This window comes from Streptomyces sp. NBC_00631 (assembly GCF_045206895.1).
In the GTDB taxonomy this organism is placed as follows: domain Bacteria; phylum Actinomycetota; class Actinomycetes; order Streptomycetales; family Streptomycetaceae; genus Streptomyces.
In genome coordinates this window covers 693,787-710,246 of the sequence record NZ_CP107734.1, presented here as the reverse complement: position 1 = coordinate 710,246, position 16,460 = coordinate 693,787, and the positions used below count along the sequence as shown (strand labels likewise).

The following is a 16,460-nucleotide window of genomic DNA, read 5'->3' as shown; positions in this document are numbered from 1 at the left end:
GGCCCGCCGCACGGTCGTTCGGCCTCGAATTGTACGAAACGAGGCGTGCCGTCAGCGCGCGGCCGGGTGGGGCAGGTCGTGGGCCTCCAGGCTGATCAGCTGTTCCGCCGTCGGGGCGGTCAGCTCGGCGACGCGCTGGGCCTGGCGTTCGGTCATCTCCTGGAAGATCTGGCGGGCCGAGCGGCCGTTGCCGAAGCCCTCGCTCCGGGGCATGGCCTGGAAGAGGGAGAAGAGTTCGGTACGGGCCGTTGGGGTGAGCTCGTAGCGGTGCTGCCCCGCCTGGAACTCGACGATCGACACCAGCTCGCCCGGCTCGTAGTCCTCGAAGAGGAGGGTGCGGCCGAAACGGGAGGCGAGGCCGGGGTTGGAACCGATGAAGCGGTGCATGTCACCGGGGTAGCCGGCGGCGATGACCACCACGTCGTCGCGGTGGTCCTCCATCAGCTTCACCAGGGTCGCCACGGCCTCGGTGCCGAAGTCGTTGCCCGCGAAGGCCGGGGCCAGGGAGTACGCCTCGTCGATGAAGAGCACACCGCCGAGCGCCCGGGTGAAGGCGGCGGTGGTCTTCGGGCCGGTGTGGCCGACGTACTCGCCCACGAGCGCGGTCCGGTCGACCTCGACCAGATGGCCCCGGCGGAGCAGGCCGAGTGCCTTGAGGAGGCGGCCGTAGAGGCGGGCGACCGTGGTCTTCCCGGTGCCGGGGTTGCCGGCGAACACCAGGTGGCGGCTGAGCGGCGGGGCCGGCAGCCCGGCCTCCTCGCGACGACGGACCGTCTGCATGAGCTTGACCAGGGAACCGACGTCCTGCTTGACGCGGTCCAGGCCGACCAGTTCGTGGAGTTCGCCGAGCAGGTCCTCCAGGTTCTCCTCCTCCGGCTCGTCGGAGCCGTCGGCGGCCCTGGCACCGGAAGCGGGCGCGGGGACGGCACCGGATCTGCCGTTACCCGGGGCCGCGGCCGGGATGCCGAAGGTCAGCGGGGTGCCGTCGGCCGTGCAGTCCTCCAGGACCGGCTCGGCGCCCTCGTCGGTGCCCAGCGCCTCCGCGCAGTCGCGGATCCGGCAGTGCCGGAAGACCGGGTCGGCGCCCTTGGCCACGTGCAGGGCCGGGAAACCCGCGCCGGTGATGTCGAGCGAGGTGAACGTGCCGCCCGCCCCCTCGGCCAGGAACACCCCGTTCTTGCCCGGCCGGTCGATGTGCAGCCCGGTCACCTCCGGCCTGGCGCCCGTCCACACGACGGCGCCGGAGCCCGCACAGTCCTCCACCCGGCCACCGGTCACCGTCGCCTCGGCGCCTTCGTCGACCACCAGTCCGGCCGCCCCGGCACCGCTGATCCGGATCCCGGCCAGGGAGACGGCCGCCCCCTTGGCGACCTGCACGCCGATCTCCTTCGTCCCGGTCACCGTGGTGTCCGCGACCGTGCTGCCGACCGGCGAGCCGATGCCGATCCCGGCGGCGGACCCGGCGACCCGGCAGCCGGTGAGCGTGGCCACCGCCCGCTCCAGGACGCTGACCCCGGTCATGGCGACGTCGGTGATCCCGCAGTCGGTCAGCTCGATCCGGGCTTCGCCCATGGCGTGCACACCGTGCTCGGCGCCGCCCCGCACCCGGCAGTCGGCGAGCCGCCCGACGGCCGTATCCGCCAGATGGACCGCGCTGAAGGCGCTGCGGTCGATCCGGCAGTCGGCCAGGTCCGCCTCGGCCGAGCCCGTCACCAGCAGCCCGTTGGCCCCCGCGTCGGCCACGGAACAGCCCGACGCGCTCAGCCGCGCGGTCTCCTGCACGACCAGTCCGCTGGCGGCCGCCCCACGGATCCGGCAGTCGGTCAGCTCGGCCCGCGCCGAACCGGTCAAATGCACCCCGGCCGCCCCCGGCGTCTCGATACGCGACTCCCCGGCCATGGCCTCGGTGGAGTCCTCAAGGAGCAGCCCGGCCCGGCCACTGCCCGCCAGCACCGAGTCGGTGAGCCGCAGCCGGGACCGGCCGCGCAGCCGCACCCCGGACCCGGTCGTGCGTTCGAGCCGCAGCCGTACGGCCTCCAGGCTCGCGGTACCGGACAGCACCACACCGGTGCCGTCGACGCCGGTCACCGCCGTGTCCTCCACGCGGGCCCGGACACCGCCCGCCAGGTGCAGACCGGCCAGCCTGGCCCCCTCCAGACGGCAGCGGCGCAGGACGACGGCGGTCGTACCGCCCTCCTCGTCGTCCGGGCCCTTCACCTGGACCCGGCCGCCCTCCACGGAGCACTCCTCCAGGACCAGCCCGGCGCCGGGCGACACGCTCACGGCGGGCAGGCCCGCGTCCGAGCCCCAGACGGTGATGTTGTGCAGGGCGCAGTCCGGCCCGTCCACGGTCACCGCGGGCGCCTCACCGGGCGGCGCCGCGATCACCACACTGCCCCGGCCGTGCTCCGCCGTGATCACCACCGCGCGGTCAAGGACCAGGTTCTCCGTCCAGGTGCCGGGGGCGATCACCACCAGATCGCCGGGCGAGGCGGCGCGTATCGCCTCGCCGATGGTCCGGTACGCGCCCCGGCCGCCCTGACCCTTGGGCGCCACGGTGTGACGGGTGGTCATCTACGTTCCTCAGTCCTCGGTGATCGCCGCTGCCCGGTCATGGCGCCTGGTAGTACGTGGGATTGATGCTCGCACGATAGGAACTGGTCAGGTACAGCGACTGGATCGTCTTCTCGAAGATCTTGAAGGGTAGCTGGATCCAGAAGTCGGCGAAGCCCTGGCGGTGGAAGAGCCGGCCGCCCGCGCTCATCACGAACACGTTCTTGACCAGTCCGGTGGTGGCCGCCGTGGTGACGGAGGCGGCCGCGTTGATCCCGCCCTCCCAGACCGCGTCCCCGCCGTGCAGCTTCAAGGTCTGCCCGTCGGCGTCGGTCACCCCCCACACGGCCGCGTTCATGCTGCCGTTGACCCAGCCCGACAGCGCACTGCTGAAGACACCGAACGAGTAGTCGTAGATGCCGCCGCGCCAGCGGGTCGCCGTCTCGTTGCCCGCCCACTCGTTGACCCAGGTCTTGTCATGGTTCAGGGGACGCCGGGTCCACGGCTTGCCGCCGTCGATGTTGGCGATGCCCGCCTTGAACCGGCCCAGTCTCTCGAACCCGAGAGCCCGGTTCTCGTGCACCGCCGTGCTCAGACCGGTCTTGATGCCCGCGCCGACCGCCGCGTTGGCGAACGACTTCAGCGCGTCCTTGCCGGTGAACGGCTTGTTCTGGACGGCGGCCACGATCCCGTTGACGGCCAGGTTCGCGCCGAACTCCAGGATGAACTCCTGACCGAACTCCAGGGCCGCCTTCTTGGCCACGGTCTGCCAGTACGGCTCGTAACGCGCCTCGCGCAGCGCCGCGTCGCCGTCGGGCAGGACGGTGCCGGACCACGGCATACGCTGGGCCTCACGGGTGGTACGGCCCCAGCCGCGGATCTCGGTGAGCGCGCCGCGGAAGTCGTACTCGTTGCCGGTCAGCCGCCACGTGCTGAAGGTGTCCCGCTCGAACACCAGGCCGCTGTCGGTGCGCTGGGCGATCAGATCACCGTTCCTGTTGTAACGGTTCCACTGGCCACGCCAGGCGTCGGTCTCCAGGAACCCGTCGCCGTCCGCCTTGCGCTCCCGCACCACACTGCCGTGGTCGAACTCCTTCCAGACCGAGCCGGCCGGGGTGTTCTGCGTGACGGTCGTGCTGTACGCCCGCACCCGCAGCGGTCCGCCGTTGTGCAACGGGGTCTCGCGCAGGACGGTGGGCGCGGCCTGGCCGGGGACGCGCAGCTCGTCACGGAAGTGGCGGGCGCCGTCCGTCCACCGGTCCTGCCAGGCCCTGCCGTTCCACCAGCGGCGGACCTGCTCGCCGTTGCCCACGGCGATGGGCGTGCCGTCGCGTTCGTGGGCGCCGGCGTGCCAGTTGCCCTGGTTGTCCCGCCAGGCGTCGACGTACCGGCCGGAGTCCAGCATCCGGCGCTCGCGGACCAGGTTCCCGTTGCCGTCGTAGTCCCGGTAGGAGTCGTCCCAGGGCAGCCGCGAGTCGTTCGAGCCACGGAAGAACTCCCGTCGGCCGGTGCCGAGTTCGGTGCCCTGGGCGTCCAGCTCACGCCAGGTCCAGCGACCGGAGTCGGCGCGGCCGGAGCCCTGGATCACACTTCCGGTGCCGTCCGGGTTGGCGTGGCTCTGCCCGACCAGATTGCCGTGCGGGTCCCGGTCCACCCAGGTGCGGTCACCGGTGAACTCCCGCACGACCCCGCCCGGGCGGCCTTCACGGGCGGTCCGGGTGACGCCGTCGGCGTCCTGGTGGACGTCCTGCCAGAGCCTGCCCTCCGGGTCGTTCGCGAGCGGTTCGCGGTATCCCCTGAGGTCGCCGGCCTGCCAGGGAAGGCCGGCCGGGTCGGCCGGGGCGTGGGCGGGGCGCGCCGCGTGATCGCCGACCTTCAGGGACGTGCCGTCGTGCAGCTTGCCGCTGAAGCGCGCGAAGGTGCCGTCTGCCGCGAGGTCCAGAGCGCTGCCGTCCATCCCGACGTAACGCACCCCGGAGGTGGTGGCGCCGTCGCCCGCCTCCTTCGTCCAGGTGAACAACTGGTAGGTGTCGTCGCCCCGGACATGGGCGTACGGCCGCCGGACGTGCTCGGCGCCGGCCAGCCAGCGGGTGCGGACCCAGGTGGGCGGCCGCTGCTCGCGCCAGCGGTCGGTGGTCAGGAAGCCGTCGCCGAAGGCCTCGCGCTTGCCGACCTCCTTGCCGTGCGGGGAGTGCCGCTCCCAGGTGGCACGGAGGGTCCCGTCGGCCGGGTTCATGGCGTGTTCCTGGTACTGGCCGGCCCGCTCGGGCCATTCGGCCATGCCCCACTGCCGCTGGGCGATCCGGCCGTCCGTGGTGCGGTCGGTCCAGCCGCTGCCGACGCGCTCACGGGTCCGCGGACCCGAGGCGATCACCTTGCCGTCGCCGTCGTAACGGTGCCAGGTCCAGGCCCCGTTGCCGTTGTCGACGCCCAGGGTGTGGCCGGTCCGGCCGTCGAACTTCTGCAGCCCGTCGCGGTACTCGCGCACCGTGCGGCCCCAGCCGTCGGTGTCGCGCCAGCCGGTACCCGCCGTGTCGTGGTGCCGGCTGCCCGTGCCGACCGGAGTGCCGGTGTCGTCCCAGCGCACCCAGTGGGTACGGGGGTTGGTGCGGGCGAAGTCGATCGTGTCGGTCCGGCGGAAGGAGTCGACCACGTCACCGGAGGCACCGGGCAGCACCCGGCGCTCGAAGACGGGCACCTGCTTCTTGGTCGAGCTGAGCAGCTTGATGTGGCCGCTCGCGGCGCCGGACAGGTCGGCGGTGCCGTGGTGGAAGGACCCGGCCGCCACGGGCGCACCGGACCTGGTGGTCCGCTCCCAGGTGCCCGTCGTGTGGTCGACGACGTACCGGTGGTCCGTGCGCCGCCCGTTGTCCAGCACGTTGAAGCCCTGCCGGGCCACGCCGCCGTCGGCGGCCAGGTGCACGAACTCGCCGTGCCGCGGGCTGGTCCGGTCGTCGAAGGCGATCCGGGTGGTGCCGTCGGGCCGCCGGGCGGCGCCCCAGTGCGCGAGCCTGCCGCCGTCCGCGTCCTCCAGCCAGGCGGCGGGGTGCGCCGCGGTCGGCGGATCAATGACGAGGAAGCGTCCGCCGTGGCCGGCGGGCAGCGGGGTGCCGGTGGCCGTGACGGCGCCCTGGTTGTCGTACCGGGTGAACGTCCCGTCGGCCCGGGTGGTCCGGTGGCCGCCGCCGGGCAGCGGGACCGTCTCCTGGACGAACCGTCCGGTGTTCTGGTCGAAGACCTGGTGGCCACCCCCGGGGCGCGCGATCTCGATGTGGCCGGCCGGGCCGAAGGTGACCGCCCGCGCCGGGTCCGCCGCGAAGGTGCCGTCCAGCCAGTGCGGAGCCGCGCCGAGCGGCCGGTCGAGATGTCCGGCCGGTACGCCGTCCCGTCCGGTCAGCCGCAGCCCGTCGCCCGCGAAGTCGCCGTTGGGCGCGAAGGTGCGGTGCCCGGTGTCGTGGACGGTGCGGAAACCGCCGTTGTCCGGGAGCGCGGTGACGGTGCCGGGCAGCGGGGTGCCGTCGGCGTCGGTGAGACGGTGACCCCCGGCGCCGTCGGGCTCGGCGAACCGGCCGCCGCGCGGCCCGCCGGCCGGGTCGGCCAGCGCGGTCGAGGTGCTCACCGGGCGGCCCTGGGCGTCGTACAGCACGGACTCGCCGGTGACGTCGTCGATCGTGCGCGGCCGGTTGCCGCCGACCGCGATCACACGCTGGGGCAGCGGCTGCCCCGCCGCGTCGGTGAGACGGTGACCGCCCGCGCCGTCCGGTACGACGATCCGGCCGCCGCGTGTGTTCGCCGTGGGGTCGAACAGGGCGAGGCCGGTGTCCTGGTAGCGGCCGTCGGCCGTGAACCTGCTGGTCGCACCGCTCGTCTCGTCGGTCACCCGGAAGCCGGAGCCGCCGGGCAGCGCGGTGACCGTCTGGGACTGCCGGGCACCGGACGCGTCGGTCAGCGTGAAGCGGCCCGTGCCGTCGTCGGCCAGGAACCGCTGTCCGCGCGTGCCCCGCGGGTCGGTCAGCGAGACACCGGTCTCCTGGAGGCGGCCCTGGCCGTCGTGGCGTACGGACACCCCGGTCGTCTCGTCGGTGACCCTGACGCCGTTCCCGTCACCCAGGTCCCGCACCCGCAGGTCCAGACGGTTGCCCGCGAGATCGGTGGCATGGACGTCGGCGCCGTCGGTGACCCACACCCGGTCGGTCCCGGTGGGGACGCCGTCCCCACCGGTGAGCTGGACGCCCTCGTCGAGCCGCATACCCAGGGCGTCCACGCGCTGGGTGACGCCGGTGTCGAGATGGGTGATCCGCGCTGCCCCGTCGGGCAGCGGGAAGGCGGTCAGCCGGTCGGCTCCGGGGCCGCCCACCGTCAGCGCCTGGCGCGTACCGTGGCCGTTGACGTCGACGTGCAGACGCAGCCCGGCCGGCCGGCCGGCGGCACCGAGCAGCGGCATGTCGTAGGCGATCCGGTCGCCGTTCGCGGTGTAGGTGTCGACGGTGTCCGACGGAGTGTGCCGGACGTCGAAACCGCCGTCCGGGCGGGCGACGACCGTGCGCGTCGGGTCCGGACGCGACTGCTGGTCGACCACCCGCAGCGTCATCGCGCCGTCCTGGCCGACGCTGCGCTCGATGGTCAGGCCGTTCGGCCCGCTCACGCCCGAGTTGTTCAGAGCGATGTGGTCGACCGCGGGCGGGGTGGTGTCGGGCAGCGTGTCGCGCGTGCCCGCGCCCAGCGTCGCGCCGCGGCGGGTGGCCGCCAGCTGGATCTCCTGGACCCGGGCCTCGATCTCGGCCGGCTGGACACCGAGGTCCTGCAGGTTCGTGTAGGCGGTGCGGAACCGGTCCTGGGCGGCGATCAGTTCGTGGTTGAGTTGCACGTCGAATGCGCTGACACCGTGTGAGGTGCTGGCTCCGCCCGGCGCGGCGCGCAGGTCCTCGACCCGGTTCAGTTCGGCCCGGGCGGACGACAGCTCGACCCAGGCCTCGCGGAACGGCCGGCCGTCGCCGCCCAGCAACTCGTCGAACCGCGCCGAATCCTCCGCCCACGGCGTCTTACCGGGCTGCCGGGAGGGTACGGCCGGGCCCTTGCCGCGGTCCGGCGGGGCGGGTGCGGCAGGGGTGGTGTCGCCGTCCGGCCGGGCCGGTGCGGCGAGGGTGGTGTCACCGGTGTTCCGGAGCGGCGGGGTGCCGTCCAGCAGGCTCAGGGCGTCGATCTGCCGCTGGGCCTGCGCGGACCGGTCCGTGCTGTCGAGCATCGTCTGGAGCCTGGTCTGCGTGTGCGGGGTCGTGCCGCCGGCGGCGAGCGCGGCCCGGGTGCGGCCGGCCAGCCCGTCCCCGTCGCCGCCGAGCCGCCGGAAGTCGTCGAGCAGCCGGTAGGCGTTCGCCTCGGCCCGCACCTGGTTCAGCAGCTGTTCCACTCCGTCCCGGCGGACCGAGTCCGGGCGGTCCCGCAGGAAGCGCCGGGCCGCGTCCGCCAGGTTGTCGAGGGCCTCCGCCCGCTGCCCCAACTGGTCGGCGGGGACGCGGTGGAAGGCGTCGAGAGCACGGTCGACATACCGGATCTGCGAGCGGGCGCGGATGCCGTTCTCCCGGTAGGTGCTACGGCGGAAGGCGGCCCGGTCGAGGAGGTCGGGCGCGGCCGGGTGAGCGGTGCCGGGCGCCGTCGTCCCGGTGGTGTCGCCGGTCCGCCGGGGCGGCCTGAGCATGTCGTCGAGGACGGCGTCACCGAGCGGCCGCGTGGACCGGCCGCCGCCGAGCCGTGTGTCGTCCCTCGGGGGCATCGACGCGAAGTCACCGTCGCCGCCACGGTGGGGTGCGGCCGGGTGGATGTCGTCGAGATGCGGTGCGGCCGCGTCGGTTTCGGTGGGGTGGGGCGGGGTGGTGTCGGTGTCCGCGAGGTGGGGTGTGCGTGTCTCGGTGTCGGCGAGGTGGGGTGTGCGTGTCTCGGTGTCGGCGAGGTGCGGTGTGCGTGTCTCGGTGTCGAGCGGGTGCGGCTGGAAGGTCTCCACCTCGGTCTCGGCGGGACGGTGCGGTGTGGTCGTGTCGGAGAGGTGCGGCGGGGCGGACTCCGCCTCGATGGGGTGCGCGGCGGCGCCGTGGTTCGTGGAATCCGAGACGGCGGTGTCGCCCTCCTTGACCAGCGGCGGGGCGGACTCGGAGTCGAGGGGGTGCGGGGCAGGCGACTTGCTGTCGCTGCCATGAGGTGCCGTGGCCTTGATGTCGGAGTCGTGAGGAGCCGGGGACACGGTGTCCGTGTCGGCGTGGTGCGGTGCCGGCGAGCCGGTGCCGAGGTCGTGCGGTGCCGAGGAGGTGGTGGCCGGCCCGTGGGACGGGAGGCCGTCGCCGGTGAGTGCGGGGGCCTTGGTGTCGGCGCCCGACGGCGTGTGCGGGAGCTCGGGTCGGGCGTGGGCCGGGGCCGTGTGGACGTCGGTCGCACCCGACCGGGACGGTGCCGCCGTCCTGGTGTCGGCGCTCGGCGGCAGGAACAGCCGGCGGCCCTCGTCCGTGAAGTGGAGGCCTGCGCCGTCACCGTAGACCAGTTTCGCCTTGAACAGGTGCTTGTACGCCTTGTCGAAGGCGGTCCTGCCCAGGTTGACGGCCGCCGTGGTCTGCGTGCCGTCGCTGGAGTTCGGCAGGGACCGGAAGCCGTCCGAGTTGCCGAGTGCCCGGACCATCTTCTTCATCTGTTCGCTGATGCCCGGCACGGCCCCGAGCGCGTCCTCGGCCGCTTGTGGGAGCGTGTTCAGGTTGGGTCCGTTCGACGCGGCGGCCGACGAGGAGGTCCCGGCACCCTGGTTCCTGGCCGGCCTGGGCTGCGCCTTCACCGCGTCCGGGTCGGGCCCCTGCTTCAGGGCGTCGATACGTCCGTTGATGGTGTCGAGAAGCTTCACCCGCTCGTCGAGCAGCCCCTTCGCCATGTCCTTGCGGGCGCCCTGGGCGATGTCGTGGAACTCCTGCGTCAGCTTGACCGACTGCTCGGCGAGGGGCTGTGCCTTGTTGAGGTTGTAGCGCTGCGCCTTCCTGTTGTTGCTGGCGACGGCGTTGTCGGCCTGGCGCAGCTTGTCCGACGCCTCGTCGAACGCCTTGCCCGCGGCCCGCGCGGCCGGGTCCACCGTCCCGTCGGCGAGATAGCGCCCGTCGCCGTCCGCGTCGTGGACCATGAGCGGCCTCGGCCACTCGGAGTGGACACTGCTCTCGAACGGGTTGATGGGCAGCCCGGAGCCGAACTTCGCCTCGGGCCGGTACAGCTTGGAGACGACCGCGCCCATCTTCTCCACGTCGACCGGCCCCTGGGCGAGCCTGAGGACGTCGTCCTTGAAGCCGCCGCCGATCCGGTGCACCTCGCGTACCACCGACAGGGCGAGCGCCTTCTGGACGTGCGCCCCGTGGAAGACCTCCTGGTCGAAGGAGACCGTGCGGGGCTCGCCGCCGCCCGGGTACTCGTACGTCCAGCGGGCCCGCTTGCCCATCTCGTCGAAGCCGTCGTCGTACCTGGCGCTGCGCACGGTGTCGTCGCCGAACTTCAGGTCGCGCATGGTCTCGCGGTCCAGTGGGTGCAGCTGGTCGTGCAGCGACACCCAACCGCCCTTCTCCTCAAGGACCTTGGCGTCGAAGACGAGTGTGGTCGGCCCGTACCGCGTCGCCATCGGCTTGTCGCCTGCTTCCATCCGGAAGAAGACGAAGTCGTCGTTGCCGAGGTTGGAGGTGTTCTTCACCGAGCTCTTGCCGGAGGCGAGGAACCTGATGCCCCGTCGGGCCAGGTCGCCCTGGGAGGACATCACTCCGCTGTTGGCGATGGCGTGGTAGGCCGGAGTCGCGTGCTTGATGCGATAGGGCAGGTTCTTCAGGCTGTCCAGCAGTTTCTGGAACTGTGCGCGTTCCGCCGGCGGCATGTTCCTGAGCAGGTCGCCCACCTCCTGGCGCAGCTGCCTGATGTTCCGCTCGGACAGCCTCTGCACGAACTCCGTCTGCTGCGACCTGGAGAGCTTGCCGAAGTCCTCGAAGTCGCCGAAGACCTGCTTCCACTGGGCCTGGGAGCCGGGCAGTTCGGCCTTCCACTGCTGGCCGGTGGGCACCTCGGCGTACGCCTTCTCGGTCCGGAAGCGGCGGGCCTTGGCCGGCATGGCGCGCTGCAGGCGGGTGATCGAGGCCTCGGTACCGAGGAAGCTCTTGAGGGTGATGGACTCGCCCGGCCTGGCGGCCCTGACGGCCTCGTCGACCGTCCTGGCGAGCAGGTGGGCCACCGTGGAGACGGGAGCGTGCTCGTTGCGCAGGGTGTAGACACCGCCCAGCTCGGCGGCGTCCTTGATGAAACCCCGGAGGGAGGCGTCGAAGGTGTGGGCCGTCCTGTCGAGGGTCTGGGAGAGGGCCTGGAGTTCCTGCGGGGTCTTCTTGCCCGCCTTGACCAGGTCCTCCAACCGCTGGGTGAGCCCGCGCAGTTCGAGCGACTGCTCCTGGATCTCCTGGCCGGTCCTGATGAACTGGTCCGCGTGGGCCGCGTCGGGCGCGTTGCGGGCCTGGGCGTCCAGACCCAGAGCGTGCTCCTGGAACCGCAGGGCCCGCTGGATGTCACCGGCACCGGCGAACTGGTCGACCAGCAGGTTGAGGTCGCGCTGAGAGAGCCGGCCCTCGGTCAGCGCCTGCGTCATGGCGTCGTCCAGGCGGATCGTGATCCGGGACGCCTCCTCGTTCGCCTTGGCCAGCGCGGTCTCCGCTCCGGGCCGCTGCTTGGTGGTGGCGTTGTCGAGGTTGATCTCGGCCTGGTGCACCCCGCGTTGGGCCTCGGTGTGCTCGCCGAGGATCTCGGCCAGCCGCTGCTGAGGCGTCACGGAGGTGGCCGCCTGCGTCTCGCTGTGGAGGGTCGGAGCGGAGTGGGCGGGCGGCGGGGTCGCGCTGTCGGCGGGCAGGGCCGTGCCGCCGAGCGCACGGGGCCGCTCCTTCAGACTGAGCTGCCGCAGGGCGGAGAGTTCGGCCTCCATGTGTACTGGGTTGACGCCGAGGTCGGTCAGGCGGGTGCGGGTGGCGTCGTACTGCTGCCGGGCGGTGTCGACGTTCCTGCGGGCGTTGAGCTCGGCGACGGTGGGGCCGTTGGAGCTGCCCGCGGGGCCGTTGTGCGGCAGCAGGTCCTCCTCGGCCCGGCCCAGGTCGTACCGTGCCTGGACATGGTCCCGCCAGGCGTCGCGACGGGCCTGCCGCAGCGGGTCGTCCGCGTGGCCGAACAACGCGTCGACGCGCTGCCCGTCCCGGAACCAGGCCTCCTCGAGCTGGGCCGGCGTGAGCCGCGTTCCCCGCCCCGGCAGTTCCTGGCCACCACCGGCACGGGGGGTGTCCGGCCGCGGTGCGGGCGCCGTGTCGGGGGTCCCGTGCGCCGTGCCTGGTACGGCCGGTTCCGGGTCGGGGGTGGTGTGGGTGGTCCCGGGTACGGCCCCATCCGTGTCCGGAGTGGCGTGGGCGGACCCCGGCAGGGCCGTCTCCGTGTCGGGCGTGCCCCGGGCCGGGCTGGGGACGGGGGTGTCGTGTGCCGCGGTGGGGTGGGCCGGGCTCGGCAGCTCCTTGCCCCAGGACGTCGGCGTCGGCAGGGAGCTGAGCAGTTCGTTGTTGTGGAGGACGTGTCCGCGCAGGTCGGCGGCGAGGTCGTTGAAACCGGTGCCGCTCCACTCCCTGGTGAAGGTGCGCTCGCCGCCGGTGATCGTGACCGAAACCGCGTTGTCGTTCACCTTGTGGGTGACCGTGATGGTCATCTCGTCCGCGTAACCGGGCCGGCCGACGGTGAACGTCTTCACGTTCGGGCCGTCACCACCCTCCCGTACGACCGCGTCGCCGAGCCCTTCCCAACGGCGGATCGCGTCCTGACCGAAGGCCCGCCCGAAGTCCTCGAACGCCTCGCCCGAGGGCAGCCCGGACCACTTCTCGTTGATGAGCTTGTCGAGCTGGGCCTCCGGGATCTGCTCGGCGCGCACCGGCACGACCGTGATGCCGTCGTTCTCGACCCGGGCCGGCCCGGTCCGCACCAGCCGGGTCGGCGAGAGGGTGACCTCCCACTGGTCCTGGTTGAGCGCGAGGGCGTCGTCGGCGGCCTTCTCGTACCCGGGCGGGTAGGCCATGGCGAGCTTGCCGTGGTCGGCCGGAACGTCGATCTCGAAGACGACGCGGTTGCTGTTGACGCCGTTCTTGGCCCACTCCGCCTGGAAGGCGCGGTTGTTCGAGGTCGAGGCGGGCAGCCGCTCCACGAACACGTCGGCCTGTGCGGCCCGCGGGTCCATGGACACGCCCCGCCACACCGTCATGCGCTGGTTGGGACCCTCGAACATCAGGTCGCCGGCGACCTTGTTGAACTGCCTGACCTTGCTCACCAGGCCCGGGTTGGCCTCCAGGGCGCTGGGGTTGACGAAGCCGCCGTACCCCTTCTTCGAGGTGAAGGCGCCTCCGATGACGCCTTGCATGAAGAGCTTGGTGTCGTTGTCGGCGGCAGCCTTGCCCATGTGCCCGCGGGCCGCGTGGGCGGCGGCGTCCCAGCTGTCCGCGGCCGAGCCGGTGAGTCCGGCCGGGCGTGGGGGCAGGGTGACGTCCGGGGTGGACGTGCGCAGCAGGTCGCCGGTGGCGCGGCTGTAGACGTGGCTGCCGGAGGTGGAGGCGACGACGATCTCGTCCTCGCCGTTCAGCTTCGCCGGCCAGGTACCGGCGCCGTCGCTCACGGAGTCCACGGACCTGCCCGCGACCTTGACGCTCACCCCGCCGAACGGGCCGTCGCCCAACCGCACGGTCTCCTCGGCGAGGCGGATGCCGCCCAGCCGCTTGAACGTCCAGCTGTGCGCCACCGTGCCACCGACGGCGTCCAGCTGCCGTACGACGATGCCGGTGCCCTGCTTCTCCACGGTGTACAGGCCCGACTCGACCGCGCCGCCGTGGAGTTCGGGCGTGCCGGTGCGCGGTGCCCTGAGCGCCAGCTGATGGTCGCCGGGCACCCTGACGACGTTGGGGTCCTTGAGGAGCTCGTCGAAGCCGTCGGAGTGGGCGGCGGCCGACGGCGCGGCGTCGAAGGCGTCGCCGCCGTGGCTCGCGGAGCCGGACGGCATGTCGATCGCGAAGCCCTGCTTCTCGACCGTGTCCACGAAGTCGACGCTCGCCCCGTCGAGGTAGGGGGCGCTCATCCGGTCGGTGACGACCTTGACCCCGTCGAAGTCGTTCCCGGCATGGCTGAAGGCGGACTCGTCGAACTGCAGCTTGTACCTGTCGCCCGAGGCCGAGGACGCGGCGCCCTGTTCCGGCAGGTGCTCCGGGGCATGCCCGGACGTTCCGGCGGCCGATCCGGCCAGGCCCTTGTCGGTGTCCGTGTGGGCGGGGGCGCCGGCGAAGGCGGGGCGGTCGGTGGTGCGGGCGCTGCGGCCGGTGTCGACGAGGTCGAGGGCCGAGAGGCTGTGGTCGCCGCCGGGGCCCGGGTGTCCGGAGCCGCCCACGGGGGCCGGCGCAGGCTCGTGCGTGCCGCCGGTGCTGATCATGAGCCGGTCCGGCGTCCCGGGCGCCGGGGACGGCGAGCCGTGCGGCAGCCGCTCCGCCGGGGTGCCGGGGCGCGGCGAGCCCGGCTGGTGGACGAGTTCGTCGAGGTGGAGGCGGGTCTGGTTGGCGTTGAGGGCGCTGGTGGTGCGCTCGGCGAGGGCGTCGCCGGTGCCGGGCGCCACGGGGGAGTGCGGGGTGTTGTGGCGGGTGCCGGCGAGCAGGTCGAAGGCGGAGACTCCGGCGTCGACGCTGCCCGGCCCGCCGTGCCCGATGCCGGTCGGGGAGGGGTGGGCGACGGTCGTGGGGCCGGTGAGCAGGCTGTGCGGCGCCGTCACGTCGTGCGGGGCGCCGGGCGCCGGGGCAGAGCCGAGCGCGGTGTGGGCGATGTTCGTGCCCGGCGTGCCGGTCAGCGTGGTGTGGGCGGCGCCGATGCCGGGGGTGCCCGGCGCGTGCACGGTGCCCACGTCCGGGGTGCCGGTGAACGCGGAGTGCAGGGTGCCCGCGGTCGGGTTGGCGGTCGGCAGGTGGCCGGGCGTGGCCGCGACCGGCGGCGGGGTGGCGTGGGTGCCGGTGAGGACGGTGCTGCCCGGCGCGTGGGTGGAGTTGTGCGCGCCACCCGGCAGCAGCACGTCCGCGTGGGAGGTGAGGCTCGCCGGCGTCGGGGGCAGCCCGGTGAGTGTGGTGTGGGCGGCCCCGGAGACGGCTGTCACCGGCGTGCCGGTGATGCCGTGGGTGGCGCCGGGGACACCGGCCGAGGCGGGCACGTGCAGGCCGGACGCGGTGGTGATGGTCGGCGTGGCGCCGGCGCTCACCCCGAGCTCCGAATGGCCGCCCAGCGCGCCGAAGTTCTCCACGCGCACGTTGCCGAGCTGCACATGGGGCATGTCGACCAGCGCGTCCACCGTGCGCGCCGCGTGGACGCCGAAGTTGCCGCGGTGGGCGATCGCGCCGACGTCGCCCAGGTTCAGGGACGGCGGACGCAGCGTGGAGGTCACGTCCAGATGCGTGCTCGGTATGTCGAGGTCGAGGTTGCGGATGCTGCTCTGCCCCGAACCCGCCCCGAACCGCACCTCGTTCAGCTGGATGCGGGGCATGTCGACCAGGGCGTCGACGGTGCGCGGGTCGACCGGGACCGAGCTGATCGTACGGCCGATGCCGCTGGTGATCGGGGCGCCGAAGACGTGCTGCCCGAGCACACCGCGGTCGAAGAGGCTGATCCGCAGGGCGCGCGCGAAGCCGTACTCGCCGATCTCCGCCGCGTCCACCGGAAGGAAGATGCGCAGCCACTTGGTACCGCCGAACTCCTGGCCCACCCACTCCTTGGTGGTCTGCCAGCCCCGGGAGAGGGTCTCGGGCAGCCCGCGTACGAAGCCGGGGATGGCCTTGAAGCCCTGCACGACCGTCAGGCTGACGGAGTTGACGCCGTGGCTGATGATGTTGGGCAGGTTGTGGATGCCGTCCAGCACCCACAGGCCGCCCTTGTAGACCCAGGTGCTGCCGAGCCGCACCAGGTCCTTGAGGCCGAGCAGCAGGGTCGTGGGGCGGAAGCCGTTGGTGAACAGGTTGCGCAGGGCCTGGAAGGTGCCCCGCGCGATGTTGGCGAAGCCCTTCGCGAAGGCCGTCGTACCGACGCCCTTGATGATCTGGAAGATCGGCAGCGCCTTGGTGGTCGGCGCCAGAATGCCCAGTCCGGCGAGGAAGAGGTCGAGGAAGCTGGCGTCACCGTTGGCGAAGTCGACGATCGTCTTGATGAAGAGGGTCAGGTTGACACCGAGGGCGAGCAGCGCGATCGGGCCGCCGAAGATCAGCGCCGGCACGATCAGGATGATCGCCAGCCACTGGAACGCCTCCCAGAAGATCTGGCACTTGGAGATAGGCAGCTGGATGTTGGAGACCCCCGAGATGCTGCTCGCCGCCGCGGCCGCGCCCTCGCCGTGCTCGGTGCCGGCCTGCCGGGCCGTCGAGGCGTAGGTCTCCCGGTCCGGATCGTCCTCGGACAGCCCGCGGCCCGAGTTGAGCGCGCCGTCGGCACGGGACTGGAGGTCGACCAGCTTGTCCGCCCACGTGGTCAGCGCGGTCGCCGCGCTCTCGAAGGACTGCGCCACGTCCTCGATGTGCCCGCGCAGCCGGTCGTTGACCTTGTCGCGCAGGGCGTCGGCGGCCTCGCCGACGAAGACGCTGTCACCGGCGGTGTTCATGACCGCGTCGATCGCCGTGCTGATCCGCCGGGCCTCGGAACCCAGGTGGTTGAGCTCGGTGGACAGCGCCCGGATCTGGTCGGGCTCGCCCGGCGTGGGGTCGCTGTCCAGCCCGATCGCGTTCCAGTCGGTCGGGCGTGGCATACGAGTTCCTCCCGGAAGCTGCGGGGCTCGGGGCGGTCACTCCCCAACTGACCACGCCCCAGCGGCCGCTGTGGTTCAC

2 protein-coding genes are annotated in these 16,460 nt (G+C 72.8%); both read right to left on the bottom strand.

The genetic code is table 11. From position 1 onward, the window contains the following. Positions 1–51: 51 nt before the first annotated feature. Entirely contained in the window at positions 52–2,574 is a 2,523-nt protein-coding gene (locus OHB00_RS03455) for a right-handed parallel beta-helix repeat-containing protein (protein ID WP_406431066.1), read from the bottom strand. A gap of 37 nt (positions 2,575–2,611) precedes the next feature. After that, positions 2,612–16,381 (bottom strand): hypothetical protein, encoded by a 13,770-nt coding sequence (locus tag OHB00_RS03450; RefSeq protein ID WP_406446364.1) that lies wholly within the window; start codon positions 16,379–16,381, stop codon positions 2,612–2,614. Between the last annotated feature and the right edge of the window lie 79 nt (positions 16,382–16,460).

Excerpts from the sequence above, each read along its gene's own strand:
- OHB00_RS03455 (WP_406431066.1), bottom strand. The coding sequence starts at position 2,574 with ATGACCACCCGTCACACCGTGGCGCCCAAGGGTCAGGGCGGCCGGGGC.
- OHB00_RS03450 (WP_406446364.1), bottom strand. The coding sequence starts at position 16,381 with ATGCCACGCCCGACCGACTGGAACGCGATCGGGCTGGACAGCGACCCC.